This window comes from Streptomyces sp. NPDC057939, assembly GCF_042887545.1.
Classification (GTDB): Bacteria; Actinomycetota; Actinomycetes; order Streptomycetales; family Streptomycetaceae; genus Streptomyces.
Map to the genome: position 1 here is coordinate 21,914 of NZ_JBHVPG010000013.1, position 14,219 is coordinate 36,132.

Here is a 14,219-nt window from a genome sequence, read left to right on the forward strand (position 1 = left end):
CTGCCCGCTTCGCGGAAGAGCGCAATAGTCGTACCGGTGTGGTGCCCCCGCACGCCCCGGCGCCCCCGACCACCCCGGCGCGGGCCGGGGCGCCGGGGCGGAGCAGGTGAGGGCGTGGTCGCCGGGGGAGCGCGGTCGGCGCGGGGGGAGCGTGATGCGTCCGTGGCGGCGAGTGCCGGGCGCCGTGATGTGACCTCCCGCACAATCGCCCCGAAAATCATCGGATGTCCGCCCGCGCGGTGATCGAAAATCCCGACCGACCTCGCCCCGAGCCCAGTCGCCGCAAAGGATTTGGGCGATCGGCGGGCAACCGTGTAATGTCTTCATCGCTCGCCCCAATAGCTCAGTCGGTAGAGCGTCTCCATGGTAAGGAGAAGGTCTGCGGTTCGATTCCGCATTGGGGCTCTGGTGAGAGAGGTTCCCCACCCTCGGGTGGGGGCGGATCTCATCAAAGCGGCGTAGCTCAGTCGGTAGAGCAAGCGGCTCATAATCGCTGTGTCACCGGTTCAAGTCCGGTCGCCGCTACAACTAGTAGCCGATTGCGGGGTCGGTCTCCCGATCGGCTACTCTTTTATGCGTTCATCCGTCCCATAGTCCGTCAAGGAGCACTCACGTGGCTGCCACCGACGTCCGCCCGAAGATCACGCTGGCCTGCGTGGAGTGCAAGGAGCGGAACTACATCACCAAGAAGAACCGGCGTAACAACCCGGATCGCATGGAGATGAAGAAGCACTGCCCGCGTTGCAACTCGCACACCGCGCACCGCGAGACCCGCTGATCCTGGCGAAGTCTCGAATATAGGCACCGTCATGAGGTCGTCCCCGTCATTGGGGGGCGGCCTTGTGTCGTTTCCGCACTGATCACGATCCGGTGCGGGGGCCTGCCGACGCGTGCCGCAGCCCGTCCGCGGCACCCGTCCCTCTTTTGTCCGTTCCTTCGTGACTTTCGTGTCCCTTCACAGGAGGTAGTGAGCCATGGCCCTCGACCAGACCTTCGTCGGGCGGACCTACCCGCCCACCGATCCGTACGAGGTCGGCCGGGAGAAGATCCGCGAATTCGCGATCGCGGTGGGTGACGAGAATCCCGTCTACACCGACCCGGAAGCGGCCAAGGCGTTCGGTCACTCCGACGTGATCGCACCCCCGACCTTTGTGTTTGCCATCACATTCGCGGCGGCGGGACAGGTCGTCGAGGACCCCCAGCTGGGTCTCGACTACAGCCGCGTCGTGCACGGCGACCAGAAGTTCTCCTACGTCCGTCCCGTGCGCGCGGGCGACCGGCTCTCCGTGACCTCGACGATCGAGGCCGTGAAGTCGATGGCCGGCAACGACATCATCGACATCCGCGGCGAGGTCCACGACGCCTCCGGCGAGCACGTGGTGACGGCGTGGACCAAGCTCGTGTCCCGCGCCCCCGAGGAGGCCTGAGATGACTGCCCAGATCCAGTACGCCGACGTTGAGGTCGGCACCGAACTGCCGGCGGCGTCCTTCCCCGTCTCGCGCGCGACGCTCGTCCGCTACGCCGGGGCCTCCGGAGACTTCAACCCGATCCACTGGAACGAGAAGTTCGCCAAGGAGGTCGGACTCCCGGACGTGATCGCCCACGGCATGTTCACCATGGCCGAGGCGATCCGTGTGGTGACCGACTGGACGGGCGACCCGGGCGCGGTCATCGAGTACGGAGTCCGCTTCACCAAGCCGGTCGTCGTCCCGAACGACGACGAGGGCGCACTGATCGAGGTCACCGCGAAGGTGGCCGTAAAGCTGGACGACAACCGCGTACGGGTCGACCTGACGGCGATGAGCGCGGGCCAGAAGGTCCTCGGCATGTCCCGCGCGGTGGTCCAACTGGCCTGAGCCCGGTGGGGTGGGGCCGGCGGGGTGTCCTTGGTCCGGGTCGGGATATGCGTGGGCGGGGTCGAGGGGTGGGCGGGATGTCCTTGATCCGGATCGGAGCTGGTTTGGTGGTTTCCCGCCGGTCTCATCGTCTCCCCGTGGCGAGCCGGTCCCTCAAGGGCGCTCACTTCGTTCGCGTCGCTTCGCGATGGCCTTCGGCCACCCTTGACCGACCGACCCGCCACGGAAAGCCGAAGACCGACGGGAACCCCCCAAAAGAACGGTCACGGGTCAGAGATGAGCAGGGACGGGTCTCTCAGTGACGAGGCGAGGGGCCGGGCGCTGCCCGACAGGGCATGCGGGAGGTCGGATGGCCTGCGGCCGGGCCAGGGGCGCGGCCACGGGCTCTACCTGCCCGTCAGGGCGAAGAAGTCGGCCTGAGGCGCAGGTAGGGGCGAAGACACGCCGGATCGTCACGTCCTTCGCTCGGTTCGGCGGCCGACGGCCGTCCGTGGCCGGGCATAAGCCGCCCATACCGTCCGTGGCGGACCAAGGCCTGCGACTGCGGTCCGTGTGTGGCCTGAGACAAGCCCCCCACGGCCCGAGGGGCCCTCACGGACGCAAGGAGATCCGCCGGGCCCCCGCCGCCGACCCCGCGCGTCCATGGGTCCACATTTCCACGCACCCGCGCGCCGGCGTACCCGCGTATCCCCAGGCTTGCGCACGCACTGGCTCGCGGTTAGCCACGGGCCTGGGGAGCCCGAGTGTCCGCGTGCGTCTGAGGGACCTGCGGTTGTGCGGGCCTGCGGGTGGGCGTGCACGCCCACCCGCCCGCATGCAGAGGCTCTTGGGGCTTTGAATCTGTTCCTGACCACGTCCGGTCGTCGGACGCCGAGACGACCCCGGCCGCGAACCGAGCTCTTGCGGGCTTATGTCCGGCCACGGGCGGCCGTCGGCCGCCGAACCGGGCGAAGAACCCACGAACCCGGTGCGTGTGAGCCGTCTGACGTGCCCTGAGGTCGATTCCCTCGTCCTGACGGGCGGGTAGGGGCCCGTGGCCGCGCTCGTGGCTCGGCCGCAGGCCCTCCGGCGTGCCCGTATGCCCGGTGGGCCGACCCCTGGTCCCTCGTCTCGTCACTGAGGGACCCGTCCCTCCCCTTGTTCCCTGTGACCGTTCTTTTGGGGGGTTCCCGTCGGTCTTCGGCTTTCCGTGGCGGGTCGGTCGGTCAAGGGTGGCCGAAGGCCATCGCGAAGCGACGCGAACGAAGTGAGCGCCCTTGAGGGACCGGCCCGCCACGGGGAGACGATGAGACCGGCGGGAAACCACCAAACCAGCCCTGACACGGACCAAGGACACCCCGCCGGCCCCCGACCCCACCAACAGAACAACCCCGCCCCACCCGCAGCCCCCGCCCCGCCCCACCCCCGACCCCACCCCCCTTGACCCAGTTAGTGATTGAGCACTAACTTAGAACCATGGCAAGGATGAGTGCGGAAGAGCGACGCGAGAGCGTCGTGCGGGCGGCCATGTGTGAGTTCGCGCGTGGCGGCTACTACGGGACGTCCACCGAGGCGATCGCCAAGCGCGTCGGTGTCTCGCAGCCGTACTTGTTCCGGCTCTTCCCCAACAAGCAGGCCATGTTCCTCGCCGCCACCACCCGGTGCATGGAGGAGATCAGGCTGGTCTTCGAGGAGGCCGCCAAGGGGCTCACCGGTGCGGAGGCCCTGGAAGCCATGGGCGCGGCCTACCTGGCGCTGATCGCCGAGCAGCCCGACAAGCTGCAGATGCAACTCCAGGTGTACGTGACCGTGGCGGCCGCCGAAGCCGCCGGGGAGCGGGAGTTCGGCGAGTTGGTTCGGGCCGGATGGATGGACCTCTGGGACACCGTCCGCCTGCCCCTCGGTGGGGACAGCGAGCAGGCGGGTTCCTTCATGGCCTACGGAATGCTGATCAACACCCTCGCGGCCCTCGGGTTCCCGCCCGGGCACCGCGTATGGGAGGGGTGCCGGCTCTCCGGTCCCTCCGGCCCCTCCGGTCCCACCGACCCGGCCGACACCCACGAGCCCCCGCAGGCCTGAGCCCCACCCTTCCGAGCCCCACTCGCCCCACCCGCTCCGCCAACCGGTGCGGTCTGCCCGCAAAAGTTAGTAATCAGTCACTACCTACATATCACCGCTAACCAGGGGGAAAAACCGTGAGCGCACAACCCGACAGCCAGTCGCCCGACACCCGGTCACCCGACACCCGGTCACCCGGCCCCAAGCCACCCGCCCTCGGAGCGGCCGCCGTTTGGGCGCTCGTTCTCACCGGCGCCGCCAGCTTCATGGCGGCCCTCGACAACCTCGTCGTCACCACCGCCCTCCCCGCGATCCGCTCCGACCTCGGCGGGAAGCTGGAGGACCTGGAGTGGACGGTGAACGCCTACACGCTGACCTTCGCCGTCCTGCTCATGTTCGGCTCCGCCCTCGGGGACCGGTTCGGGCGGCGGCGGCTCTTCATGATCGGGCTCGGGATATTCACGGCCTCCTCCGCCGCGGCCGCGCTCTCGCCCGGCATCGACGCGCTCATCGCGGCCCGCGCCGTCCAGGGCGTCGGAGCGGCGATCATGATGCCGCTCACCCTCACGCTGCTCACCGTCGCCGTCCCGGCCGCCCGCAGGGGCATGGCCCTCGGGATCTACGGGGCCGTGACCGGTCTCGCCGTGGCCAGTGGCCCCCTCATCGGCGGCACCCTCACCGAGCACATCTCCTGGCAGTGGATCTTCTGGCTGAACGTCCCGATCGGCCTCGCCCTGATCCCCCTCGCCCGCCTGCGCCTCGCCGAGTCCACCGCACCGGACGCCCGGCTCGACGTACCCGGCACCCTGCTGATCAGCGCCGGCCTCTTCGGGATCGTCTACGGACTGGTCAACGCCAACGCCCACGGCTGGACCAGCGGCCCCGTCCTCACCGCTCTCGTCGCGGGCGCCGCGCTCATCGCCGCCTTCGTCCGCCACGGCCTGCGCGCCGCCAACCCCGTGCTTCCCATGCGGCTCTTCCGGGACCGCGGGTTCCTCGGGATCAACTTCGCCGGCCTGCTCATGTTCCTCGGCATGTTCGGCTCGATCTTCCTGCTCAGCCAGTTCCTCCAAGGGGTCGTCGGCTACTCGCCCACCGAAGCCGGACTGCGCATGCTCCCCTGGACCGGTATGCCGATGATCGTCGCCCCGCTCGCCGGGATCCTCTCCGACCGGATCGGCGGCCGGCCCGTCGTCGCCGCCGGGCTGGTGTTCCAGGCCGTCGGGCTCGGCTGGTTCGCGGTGATCCTGAGCGCGGACGTCTCCTACGCCGCGCAGCTCCCGGCGCTGATCCTCAGCGGGATCGGCATGGCCCTCTACTTCGCCCCGGCCGCCAACGTGCTCATGTCCACGGTGCGCCCCGCCGACCAGGGCAAGGCCTCCGGGACCAACAACGCCCTCCGCGAGGTCGGCGGCGCCCTCGGTGTGGCCGTCCTCGCCTCCGTCTTCTCCGCCCAGGGCGGCTACGAGACCCCGCAGGCCTTCACCGACGGGACCGTCCCCGCGCTGTGGATCGGGGCCGTCGCCGTCGCCGTCGCCGCCGGGTTCGCGCTGCTCGTCCCGCGCAGGGGCGGCCCGTCCCGCACCGGTGCCGAGCCGGCCGCAGAGGTCCGGAAGGTGCCCGTCGCCGGCTGAGCTCCCGGCACACCGGGCTCCCACCCCACCGGCACCGCTCGCCGGCCGGGCCCGACGCCGGGCGCGGCCGGGAGGAGCGCAGCACCGCCCGCACGCGAAGTTCCGTACGACGACGCATCGCGAAGGAGCACCCGTCATGCCCGACATCCCCTGGTCCACGCCGGTCCGCCCCGCCCCCGACGCCGAGGTCCACGTCATGGCCTCCCGCTTCGAGACCATCACCCTCCTCGGCGCCTTCAGGTTCTTCCTCAAGGCGCCCGGGATCATCGCGCAGATCCGCAAGGCACCCGGCGCGCACGGCGTCGCCCTCCGGGCGCGGGTCCTGCGCCGGACCTTCCTCACCCTGTCCGCCTGGGAGGACCAGGAGGCCCTCCACCGCTTCGCGGGCAGCGAGCCGCACCGCTCCAGCTCCCGCGCCGCGGCCGCCTTCACGAAGGAGGCGGAGTTCACCTTCTGGAGCGTGCGGGCCTCGGAACTCCCCATCGGTTGGGACGAGGCCGAGCGCCGTCTGGCCGAGCGGAAGTCGGCCCACTGAGTGCCCCGCCGGGATGCGAGGGGGACGGACCGTACTCTTGTGCTCGTGCAGGAACTCCACGACGCCCCCCTCGCCCCGCTGACCACCTTCCGCCTCGGCGGCCCCGCGGCCCGGCTGGTCACCGCGACCACCGACGCCGAGGTCGTCGCCGCCGTCCGCACCGCGGACGCCAGTGGCACTCCGCTGCTGGTCATCGGCGGCGGCAGCAACCTGGTCATCGGTGACCAGGGCTTCGACGGCACCGCCCTGCGCATCGCGACGACCGGGTTCGTCCTCGACGGCACGAGCCTGGAGCTCGCCGCGGGCGAGAACTGGAGCGACGCCGTCGCCCGCACCGTCGACGCCGGCCTCGCGGGCATCGAGTGCCTCGCCGGGATCCCCGGATCGGCCGGCGCGACCCCGATCCAGAACGTCGGTGCGTACGGCCAGGAGGTCTGCGACACCATCACGGAGGTCGTGGCCTACGACCGCACCAGCGGCGAAACGGTCACCCTGACCGCCGCCGAGTGCGACTTCCGCTACCGCAACAGCACCTTCAAGGACCAGCCCGACCGCTACGTCGTCCTGCGCGTGCGCTTCGCCCTGGAGGACGCGGGCGGCCTCTCCGCCCCGATCAAGTACCCGGAAACGGCCCGCGCCCTCGGCGTCGGCGCCGGCGACCGGGTCCCGGCCGCCACCGCCCGCGAGACGGTGCTGCGCCTGCGCGCGGGCAAGGGCATGGTCCTGGACCCCGCCGACCACGACACCTGGTCGGCCGGCTCCTTCTTCCACAACCCGATCCTGACCGACGAGGCGTACGCGGCCTTCCTCACCCGCGCCCAGGACCGGCTCGGCCCCGACACCGCCCCGCCCGCCTACCCGGCCGGCGAAGGGCGTACGAAGACCAGCGCGGCCTGGCTGATCGACAAGGCCGGCTTCACCAAGGGCTACGGCACCGGCCCCGCCAGGATCTCCACCAAGCACACCCTGGCCCTGACCAACCGCGGCGAGGCCACCACCGAGGACCTCCTCGCGCTGGCCCGCGAGGTCGTCGCGGGCGTCCACGAGGCCTTCGGCGTCACGCTCGTCAACGAGCCCGTGACGGTCGGCGTCCGGATCTGACGCGAACCGCCGACATGAACTGCCCCCAGCACGGGGCCGGCACGGACCCCACGCGTCTGGTGGGCCGCGAGATCAGCCGGGTCGTCGCGTCCTGGCACCTCTGTGAGGGCGAACGCTCCGAGGCGCCGCTCGACGTGTGGCTGATCGACAGCGTCGGCGACTCCACGCGGATCACCACCGGGTCCGACCAGTGCCTCATCGTCGAGTCCGCGACCCCGCACGAGCCCTACGACCTGGGGGAGTGGGGCCGCATCGAGGTCGGTGAGGACCTCGGTGACCACCCGTTCCTGCCCCACGTCGGGCGGACGATCGCCTCGGTCGCCGAGTTCGCGCTGCCCGAGCAGGGCCGCACCCACCTGGAGATCGGGTTCCCCGGCGGCCACCGGGTGCGGGCCGACTGCTACGAGGGGGACCTGCGGCTCACCCGCTGAGCCAGTGGTCGATCCCGTCCAGCAGCTTGGCCTGGACGTCGTCCGGCGCGGCCGAACCGCGCACCGACTGCCGGGCCAGTTCGGCCAGCTCCGCGTCCGTGAAGCCGTGGTGGCGGCGGGCGATCTCGTACTGGGCCGCGAGCCGCGAACCGAACAGCAGCGGGTCGTCCGCGCCCAGCGCCATCGGCACGCCGGCCTCGAAGAGGGTGCGCAGCGGCACGTCCTCCGGCCGCTGGTACACGCCGAGGGCGACGTTGGACGCGGGGCAGACCTCGCAGGTGATCTGCCGGTCGGCCAGCCGCTTGAGCAGCCGGGGGTCCTCGGCGGCCCGTACGCCGTGCCCGATGCGGGCGGCGTGCAGGTCGTCGAGGCAGTCCCGGACGGAGGAGGGCCCGCTCAGCTCGCCGCCGTGCGGGGCCGCGAGCAGGCCGCCCTCACGGGCGATGGCGAAGGCCCGGTCGAAGTCCCGGGCCATGCCGCGGCGTTCGTCGTTGGAGAGCCCGAACCCGACGATGCCGCGGTCTGCGTAGCGGACGGCGAGGCGGGCGAGGGTGCGGGCGTCGAGGGGGTGCTTCATGCGGTTGGCGGCGATGACCACGCGCATGCCGAGGCCGGTCTCCCGGGAGGCGGCGTCGACGGCGTCGAGGATGATCTCGACGGCCGGGATCATGCCGCCCAGCAGGGGGGCGTAGGAGGTGGGGTCGACCTGGATCTCCAGCCAGCCGCTGCCGTCCTGGACGTCCTCCTCGGCGGCCTCGCGGACCAGCCGTCGGATGTCGTCGGGCTCGCGCAGGCAGGACCGGGCGGTGTCGTAGAGCCGCTGGAAGCGGAACCAGCCGCGTTCGTCGGTGGCCCGGAGTTTGGGCGGTTCGCCGCTGGTCAGGGCCTCGGGCAGGCGGACGCCGTACTTGTCGGCCAGCTCCAGCAGCGTCGAGGGGCGCATCGACCCGGTGAAGTGCAGGTGGAGGTGGGCTTTCGGCAGAAGCGTGAGATCGCGTACGTGCTCCATCTGGTGATCCTGCCGTACTTGTCACCCGATCGGCAGCCGCTTTCCCTGAACGGGACCTTGCCCGAACGTAAATATGAGCGGGGGGGGGCCGGGAGGGGCCGCCGGGGGCCGGGCCGCCGCGGACCCGCCGACGGCCGGGCGCGCAAACGACGGCGCGGCGCCACCCCGCGGGGGTGGCGCCGCTCGGTACGTCCCGACGATCAGGCCTTGGCCTCGCCGAGCAGCTTCTGCAGCCGGGACACGCCCTCGACCAGGTCCTGGTCGCCCAGGGCGTACGAGAGGCGCAGGTAGCCGGGGGTGCCGAAGGCCTCGCCCGGGACGACCGCGACCTCGGCCTCGTCCAGGATCAGCGAGGCGAGCTCGGCGGAGGTCTGCGGGCGCTTGCCGCGGATCTCCTTGCCCAGCAACTCCTTGACCGACGGGTACGCGTAGAACGCGCCCTCGGGCGTCGGGCAGAACACGCCGTCGATCTCGTTCAGCATCCGCACGATGGTCTGGCGGCGACGGTCGAAGGCGGTGCGCATCTCGTGGACGGCGTCCAGGTTCCCGGAGACGGCGGCGAGCGCCGCGACCTGGGCCACGTTGGAGACGTTGGAGGTGGCGTGCGACTGGAGGTTCGTCGCGGCCTTGACGACGTCCTTCGGGCCGATGATCCATCCCACCCGCCAGCCGGTCATCGCGTACGTCTTGGCGACGCCGTTGACGATGATGCACTTGTCGGCGAGCTCGGGGACGATCGCCGGGAGCGAGACGAACTTGGCGTCGCCGTAGACCAGGTGCTCGTAGATCTCGTCCGTCAGGACCCACAGGCCCTTGTCGGCGGCCCAGCGACCGATGGCCTCGGCGTCGGCCTCGGTGTAGACGGCGCCCGTCGGGTTGGACGGGGAGACGAAGAGGACGACCTTCGTGCGCTCGGTGCGCGCGGCCTCCAGCTGCTCGACGGAGACCCGGTATCCGGTGGTCTCGTCGGCGACGACCTCGACCGGCACGCCGCCCGCGAGGCGGATCGACTCCGGGTAGGTGGTCCAGTACGGGGCCGGGACGATGACCTCGTCGCCCGGGTCGAGGATGGCCGCGAACGCCTCGTAGATCGCCTGCTTGCCGCCGTTGGTCACCAGTACCTGGGACGCGTCCACCTCGTAGCCGGAGTCGCGCAGCGTCTTCGCGGCGATGGCGGCCTTCAGCTCGGGGAGACCACCGGCCGGCGTGTAGCGGTGGTACTTCGGGTTGCGGCAGGCCTCGACCGCCGCCTCGACGATGTAGTCGGGGGTCGGGAAGTCGGGCTCGCCCGCGCCGAAGCCGATCACCGGGCGCCCGGCGGCCTTGAGGGCCTTGGCCTTGGCGTCGACGGCGAGGGTGGCGGACTCGGAAATGGCGCCGATACGGGCGGACACCCGGCGCTCGGAGGAAGGCGTTGCAGAGGTCATGCGGCCAATCGTCCCAGACGGCCCAGAAGGCCCGCACACCGTTTCAGGTACCGGACGGAGCAGGTTCGGATCCCTTCTGTTCGACGTCAGGGCCCGGACCACGTACACTCACCTGTCGTTGGTCCTCATCAACCGCCCGGAACGTGAGCACTCCGTGCACTCGCTCGGATGCGGTAGGTTGGGGAACGCAAAGGGTCGTAGCTCAATTGGTAGAGCACTGGTCTCCAAAACCAGCGGTTGGGGGTTCGAGTCCCTCCGGCCCTGCTCCACACTCCTTCTCGGATGTGTGCGCAGGTACGTACTTCGATGCAACGCCGTGCGGCGCAACCGGGCGCGGCTACGGCCACGACCCGGATTCAGGTGAGAGACGTGACGGACGCCCTGGGCTCCATCGACATGCCTGACGCCGAGGACGACACTCGCGAGAAGAAGTCCCGCAAGGGCGGTAAGCGCGGCAAGAAGGGCCCTCTCGGCCGGCTCGCGCTCTTCTACCGTCAGATCGTCGCGGAACTCCGCAAGGTCGTTTGGCCCACCCGTAACCAACTCACGACGTACACCTCCGTGGTGATTGTCTTCGTCGTCATCATGATCGGTCTGGTGACCGTGATTGACTATGGGTTCCAGGAAGCCATCAAGTTCGTCTTCGGCTGATCCCCGCGGAGGGCGGCGCCTTGATGGGTGCCGCCCGTTTTCGCATGTTCCACCACCTTTTGTATCCAGGAAGAAGCAGCCACCGTGTCTGACCCGAACCTGAACGTGAGCGACGAGTCCGTCGAGTCCGTCGAGTCCGTTGAGGACCAGCTCGACATCGTCGAGGCTGCCGACGCTGTGGACCCCGACGAGGCCGAGCTCGCCGACGCCGACGCGGGCATCGCAGCCGAAGAGGCCGCGCTGCACGTCGAGTCCGCCGAGGGCGAGGGTGCTGTCGACGTCGAGGCTGAGGACGACGCCGAGGTCGAAGAGGCCGACGACGCTGACGAATCCGACGACGAGACCGCCGAGGGCGACGTCGAAGCCGCGGACGAGAGCGACGACGAGGAGGCCGAGGAGGCCGCCGAGGTCGAGCCCGCCGAGCCCGTCGACCCCACCCAGGCCCTGCGCGACGAGCTTCGTCTGCTGCCCGGTGAGTGGTACGTGATCCACACCTACGCGGGCTACGAGAAGCGCGTGAAGGCGAACCTCGAACAGCGTGCCGTCTCGCTGAACGTCGAGGAGTTCATCTACCAGGCCGAAGTGCCCGAGGAAGAGATCGTCCAGATCAAGAACGGCGAGCGCAAGAACGTCCGGCAGAACAAGCTGCCCGGTTACGTTCTCGTCCGCATGGATCTGACGAACGAGTCCTGGGGCGTCGTCCGCAACACCCCCGGTGTCACCGGCTTCGTGGGCAACGCCTACGACCCGTACCCGCTGACCCTGGACGAGATCGTCAAGATGCTCGCGCCGGAGGCGAAGGAGAAGGCCGACAAGGCCGCCGCCGAGGCCGCGGGCCTGCCGGCTCCCGCCGTGAAGCGCACCATCGAGGTCCTGGACTTCGAGGTCGGCGACTCGGTCACCGTCACCGACGGCCCGTTCGCGACGCTGCAGGCGACGATCAACGAGATCAACCCGGACTCGAAGAAGGTCAAGGGTCTCGTCGAGATCTTCGGCCGCGAGACCCCGGTCGAGCTGAGCTTCGACCAGATCCAGAAGAACTGACCCGGATCCGCTGATCCGGACCTTCTGAACGACGCTTCCGAAGCAGGTCAGATCGCCCCGTGAAGGGGGGTCTGACCTGCTCGGTTTTTAGCCCCGCACCTGTACCCGTTATCGTGGTGCGGTATGCCTCCATCCGGATGACCGGTTGGCGGCTGAAAACTCTCACTAGGACCCGGAGAGAGCAATGCCTCCCAAGAAGAAGAAGATCACGGGGCTTATCAAGCTCCAGATCAAGGCCGGTGCGGCCAACCCGGCTCCGCCGGTCGGCCCCGCGCTCGGTCAGCACGGCGTCAACATCATGGAGTTCTGCAAGGCCTACAACGCCGCGACCGAGTCGCAGCGTGGCATGGTCGTGCCGGTGGAGATCACGGTCTACGACGACCGTTCCTTCACCTTCATCACCAAGACTCCGCCGGCCGCGCGTCTCATCCTGAAGAGCGCGGGCGTGGAGAAGGGCTCCGGCGAGCCGCACAAGACCAAGGTCGCGAAGCTCACCCGTGACCAGGTCCGCGAGATCGCCACGATCAAGATGCCTGACCTCAACGCGAACGACATCGACGCCGCCGAGAAGATCATCGCCGGCACCGCGCGTTCGATGGGCATCACGGTCGAAGGCTGATTCAGCCACCCAGCACGACAGTGGTAGGACCAAGCGCTGGTCCGCACCACGACTCCACGCCTGAAGTCACTACACAGGAGCAGAAGTGAAGCGCAGCAAGACTCTCCGCGCTGCGGACGCCAAGATCGACCGGGACAAGTTCTACGCCCCGCTCGAGGCCGTCCGTCTCGCCAAGGAGACCTCCGCGACCAAGTTCGACAGCACCGTCGAGGTCGCCTTCCGCCTGGGTGTCGACCCGCGCAAGGCCGACCAGATGGTCCGTGGCACCGTGAACCTCCCGCACGGCACCGGCAAGACCGCCCGGGTCCTGGTCTTCGCGACCGGTGACCGTGCAGCGGCCGCGGAAGCCGCCGGCGCCGACATTGTCGGCGACGACGAGCTGATCAACGAGATCGCCAAGGGCAACCGCCTGAACGAGTTCGACGCCGTCGTCGCCACGCCGGACCTCATGGGCAAGGTCGGCCGCCTCGGCCGCGTGCTCGGTCCCCGTGGCCTCATGCCGAACCCGAAGACCGGCACCGTCACGATGGACGTCGCCAAGGCTGTCACCGAGATCAAGGGTGGCAAGATCGAGTTCCGCGTCGACAAGCACTCGAACCTGCACTTCATCATCGGCAAGGTCTCCTTCTCCGATGAGCAGCTGGTCGAGAACTACGCGGCGGCCCTGGACGAGATCATCCGTCTGAAGCCGTCCGCCGCGAAGGGCCGCTACATCAAGAAGGCCGCCCTGAGCACCACGATGGGTCCCGGCATCGCCCTGGACTCGAACCGCACCCGGAACCTCCTCGTCGAGGAAGACCCGGCTGCCGTTTGATCGGACCGAGCCTGACCGGCTCACTGCACGGCTGAGCGGGCCCCCCACCACCCTTCGCGGGCGGTGGGGGGCCCGTTTTCCGTGTTTCGCGTCACGGAGGGGGCCGGAGCCCGTAATGGCCGCGCGTTCGTACGTGACGGGAACGTAAAGTCGAAGCCAAATGACGATCACACAAGGGGTGGGGACCTTCATGTCTGCATACCGCAAGAAGACCATCGGCGCCGCGCTGACCGCCGTACTGCTCGTGGGCGGGGCCACGGCGTGCGAGGACGGGAAGGGCGAGAAGAAGGACGGCGCGGCCGCCCCGGCGGCCTCCAAGCCGGCCCCGACGACGCCCGCGATGGCGCCGGCCGCGTTCCTGGAGAAGACGAAGAAGAAGTCCGCGGAGATCACGTCGCTGCGGTACACCATGTCCGGCACCGCCGCGGGCAACACGATCTCCGGCGAGGCCGCCATGCGCCTCAAGCCCGAAGTCGCGATGTCCATGACGATGGCCTCGCCCGAGACGCCCGGGCAGGACGTCGGCATCCGCCTCCTCGACGGCGCCCTCTACCTGGGCAGCGAGGGCAAGTGGATGAAGTTCGACCTGAAGACGATGGCTCCGGAGCAGGCGAAGAAGCTGGACGCCCTCGGTGGCAGCCGGCAGGGCGAGAACCCGGGCGACAAGGCGAACGACCTGAGCCTGTCCAAGGACCTGAAGACCGTCGGCGAGGAGACCATCGACGGCCAGAAGACCACCCACCTGACGGGCACGATCGGGCTGGACCAGCTGAAGGACCCGAACGCGGCCACCACGCCCGAGGCCAAGGACCGCCAGGAGAAGAACCTGAAGATGCTGGAGGCCCAGGGCATCAAGGAACTGACGATGGACATCTGGATCGACGGGTCCGACCAGACCAAGCAGTTCCGCACCCGCGGCCAGGGCACCGAGGGCCCGATGGACGTCACGGTCAAGTTCCACGACGTGAACAAGCCCGTCGAGATCACGGCGCCGCCGGCCGACCAGGTCATGGACCTCGCGGAAATGATGAAGGGCGACACGGGCGGCACCGCCTGAGTG

The 14,219-nt window shown here is 69.6% G+C and carries 15 protein-coding genes and 3 tRNA genes; 16 read left to right on the plus strand and 2 right to left on the minus strand.

Annotated features, from left to right (window positions below):
• The first annotated feature begins 332 nt into the window (after nt 1–332).
• The 10 genes from ACFVS6_RS16945 (at nt 333) to ACFVS6_RS16990 (ending at nt 7,595) form a co-directional block, all read left to right on the plus strand.
• Nucleotides 333–405: transfer RNA gene (locus ACFVS6_RS16945), tRNA-Thr, on the plus strand.
• Nucleotides 406–452: 47 nt separating this feature from the next.
• Nucleotides 453–525, plus strand: a tRNA-Met gene (locus ACFVS6_RS16950).
• Between the two features lie 88 nt (nt 526–613).
• Entirely contained in the window at nt 614–778 is a 165-nt protein-coding gene (gene rpmG / locus ACFVS6_RS16955) for a 50S ribosomal protein L33 (protein WP_007265873.1), read from the plus strand.
• Nucleotides 779–974: 196 nt separating this feature from the next.
• The gene (locus ACFVS6_RS16960; RefSeq protein ID WP_389704543.1) at nt 975–1,427 is read left to right on the plus strand and encodes a MaoC family dehydratase N-terminal domain-containing protein; all 453 of its coding nucleotides are present in this window, start codon (nt 975–977) and stop codon (nt 1,425–1,427) included.
• Nucleotide 1,428: 1 nt separating this feature from the next.
• Entirely contained in the window at nt 1,429–1,857 is a 429-nt protein-coding gene (locus ACFVS6_RS16965) for a MaoC family dehydratase (protein WP_389704545.1), read from the plus strand.
• Nucleotides 1,858–3,312: 1,455 nt separating this feature from the next.
• Nucleotides 3,313–3,915, plus strand: coding sequence for a TetR/AcrR family transcriptional regulator (locus tag ACFVS6_RS16970; protein ID WP_389704547.1), 603 nt, complete (start codon nt 3,313–3,315; stop codon nt 3,913–3,915).
• Nucleotides 3,916–4,031: 116 nt separating this feature from the next.
• On the plus strand, nt 4,032–5,528 hold the full coding sequence (locus ACFVS6_RS16975; protein ID WP_389704549.1) for a DHA2 family efflux MFS transporter permease subunit: 1,497 nt from the start codon (nt 4,032–4,034) through the stop codon (nt 5,526–5,528).
• Nucleotides 5,529–5,664: 136 nt separating this feature from the next.
• On the plus strand, nt 5,665–6,063 hold the full coding sequence (locus ACFVS6_RS16980) for a DUF3291 domain-containing protein (protein ID WP_389704551.1): 399 nt from the start codon (nt 5,665–5,667) through the stop codon (nt 6,061–6,063).
• Between the two features lie 45 nt (nt 6,064–6,108).
• Complete coding sequence (locus tag ACFVS6_RS16985) at nt 6,109–7,164, plus strand: UDP-N-acetylmuramate dehydrogenase (protein WP_389704552.1); 1,056 nt, start codon at nt 6,109–6,111, stop codon at nt 7,162–7,164.
• Between the two features lie 14 nt (nt 7,165–7,178).
• Nucleotides 7,179–7,595: a hypothetical protein gene (locus tag ACFVS6_RS16990; protein WP_389704554.1), complete on the plus strand. Its 417-nt coding sequence runs from the start codon at nt 7,179–7,181 to the stop codon at nt 7,593–7,595.
• Here ACFVS6_RS16990 and ACFVS6_RS16995 read toward each other — a convergent pair.
• Both ACFVS6_RS16995 and ACFVS6_RS17000 read right to left on the minus strand, forming a co-directional pair.
• Entirely contained in the window at nt 7,585–8,604 is a 1,020-nt protein-coding gene (locus tag ACFVS6_RS16995; RefSeq protein WP_389704556.1) for an adenosine deaminase, read from the minus strand. The genes ACFVS6_RS16990 and ACFVS6_RS16995 overlap by 11 nt on opposite strands.
• A 200-nt stretch (nt 8,605–8,804) precedes the next feature.
• A complete protein-coding gene (locus ACFVS6_RS17000) occupies nt 8,805–10,031 on the minus strand; it encodes a pyridoxal phosphate-dependent aminotransferase (protein WP_389704557.1) in 1,227 nt (408 codons plus the stop codon).
• A gap of 191 nt (nt 10,032–10,222) precedes the next feature.
• On the opposite strand from ACFVS6_RS17000, the gene ACFVS6_RS17005 reads away from it, so the two are divergent.
• The 6 genes from ACFVS6_RS17005 to ACFVS6_RS17030 all read left to right on the plus strand — a co-directional run bounded on the left by ACFVS6_RS17005 (nt 10,223) and on the right by ACFVS6_RS17030 (nt 14,216).
• Nucleotides 10,223–10,295 (plus strand) — tRNA-Trp (locus ACFVS6_RS17005).
• Nucleotides 10,296–10,400: 105 nt separating this feature from the next.
• Nucleotides 10,401–10,682, plus strand: coding sequence for a preprotein translocase subunit SecE (gene secE, locus ACFVS6_RS17010; RefSeq protein WP_281204219.1), 282 nt, complete (start codon nt 10,401–10,403; stop codon nt 10,680–10,682).
• An 84-nt stretch (nt 10,683–10,766) separates the two neighbouring features.
• A complete protein-coding gene (nusG, locus tag ACFVS6_RS17015) occupies nt 10,767–11,726 on the plus strand; it encodes a transcription termination/antitermination protein NusG (RefSeq protein WP_389704559.1) in 960 nt (319 codons plus the stop codon).
• A 184-nt stretch (nt 11,727–11,910) separates the two neighbouring features.
• Nucleotides 11,911–12,345, plus strand: coding sequence for a 50S ribosomal protein L11 (rplK, locus tag ACFVS6_RS17020; protein ID WP_351821568.1), 435 nt, complete (start codon nt 11,911–11,913; stop codon nt 12,343–12,345).
• An 85-nt stretch (nt 12,346–12,430) separates the two neighbouring features.
• Entirely contained in the window at nt 12,431–13,159 is a 729-nt protein-coding gene (gene rplA, locus ACFVS6_RS17025; RefSeq protein ID WP_281204222.1) for a 50S ribosomal protein L1, read from the plus strand.
• Nucleotides 13,160–13,349: 190 nt separating this feature from the next.
• Nucleotides 13,350–14,216: an LppX_LprAFG lipoprotein gene (locus ACFVS6_RS17030; RefSeq protein WP_389704562.1), complete on the plus strand. Its 867-nt coding sequence runs from the start codon at nt 13,350–13,352 to the stop codon at nt 14,214–14,216.
• Nucleotides 14,217–14,219 lie beyond the last annotated feature (3 nt).

Excerpts from the sequence above, each read along its gene's own strand:
- ACFVS6_RS16960 (WP_389704543.1), top strand. The coding sequence starts at position 975 with ATGGCCCTCGACCAGACCTTCGTCGGGCGGACCTACCCGCCCACCGAT.
- ACFVS6_RS16965 (WP_389704545.1), top strand. The coding sequence starts at position 1,429 with ATGACTGCCCAGATCCAGTACGCCGACGTTGAGGTCGGCACCGAACTG.
- ACFVS6_RS16970 (WP_389704547.1), top strand. The coding sequence starts at position 3,313 with ATGGCAAGGATGAGTGCGGAAGAGCGACGCGAGAGCGTCGTGCGGGCG.
- ACFVS6_RS16980 (WP_389704551.1), top strand. The coding sequence starts at position 5,665 with ATGCCCGACATCCCCTGGTCCACGCCGGTCCGCCCCGCCCCCGACGCC.
- ACFVS6_RS16990 (WP_389704554.1), top strand. The coding sequence starts at position 7,179 with ATGAACTGCCCCCAGCACGGGGCCGGCACGGACCCCACGCGTCTGGTG.
- ACFVS6_RS16995 (WP_389704556.1), bottom strand. The coding sequence starts at position 8,604 with ATGGAGCACGTACGCGATCTCACGCTTCTGCCGAAAGCCCACCTCCAC.
- ACFVS6_RS17000 (WP_389704557.1), bottom strand. The coding sequence starts at position 10,031 with ATGACCTCTGCAACGCCTTCCTCCGAGCGCCGGGTGTCCGCCCGTATC.
- rplK (WP_351821568.1), top strand. The coding sequence starts at position 11,911 with ATGCCTCCCAAGAAGAAGAAGATCACGGGGCTTATCAAGCTCCAGATC.
- ACFVS6_RS17030 (WP_389704562.1), top strand. The coding sequence starts at position 13,350 with ATGTCTGCATACCGCAAGAAGACCATCGGCGCCGCGCTGACCGCCGTA.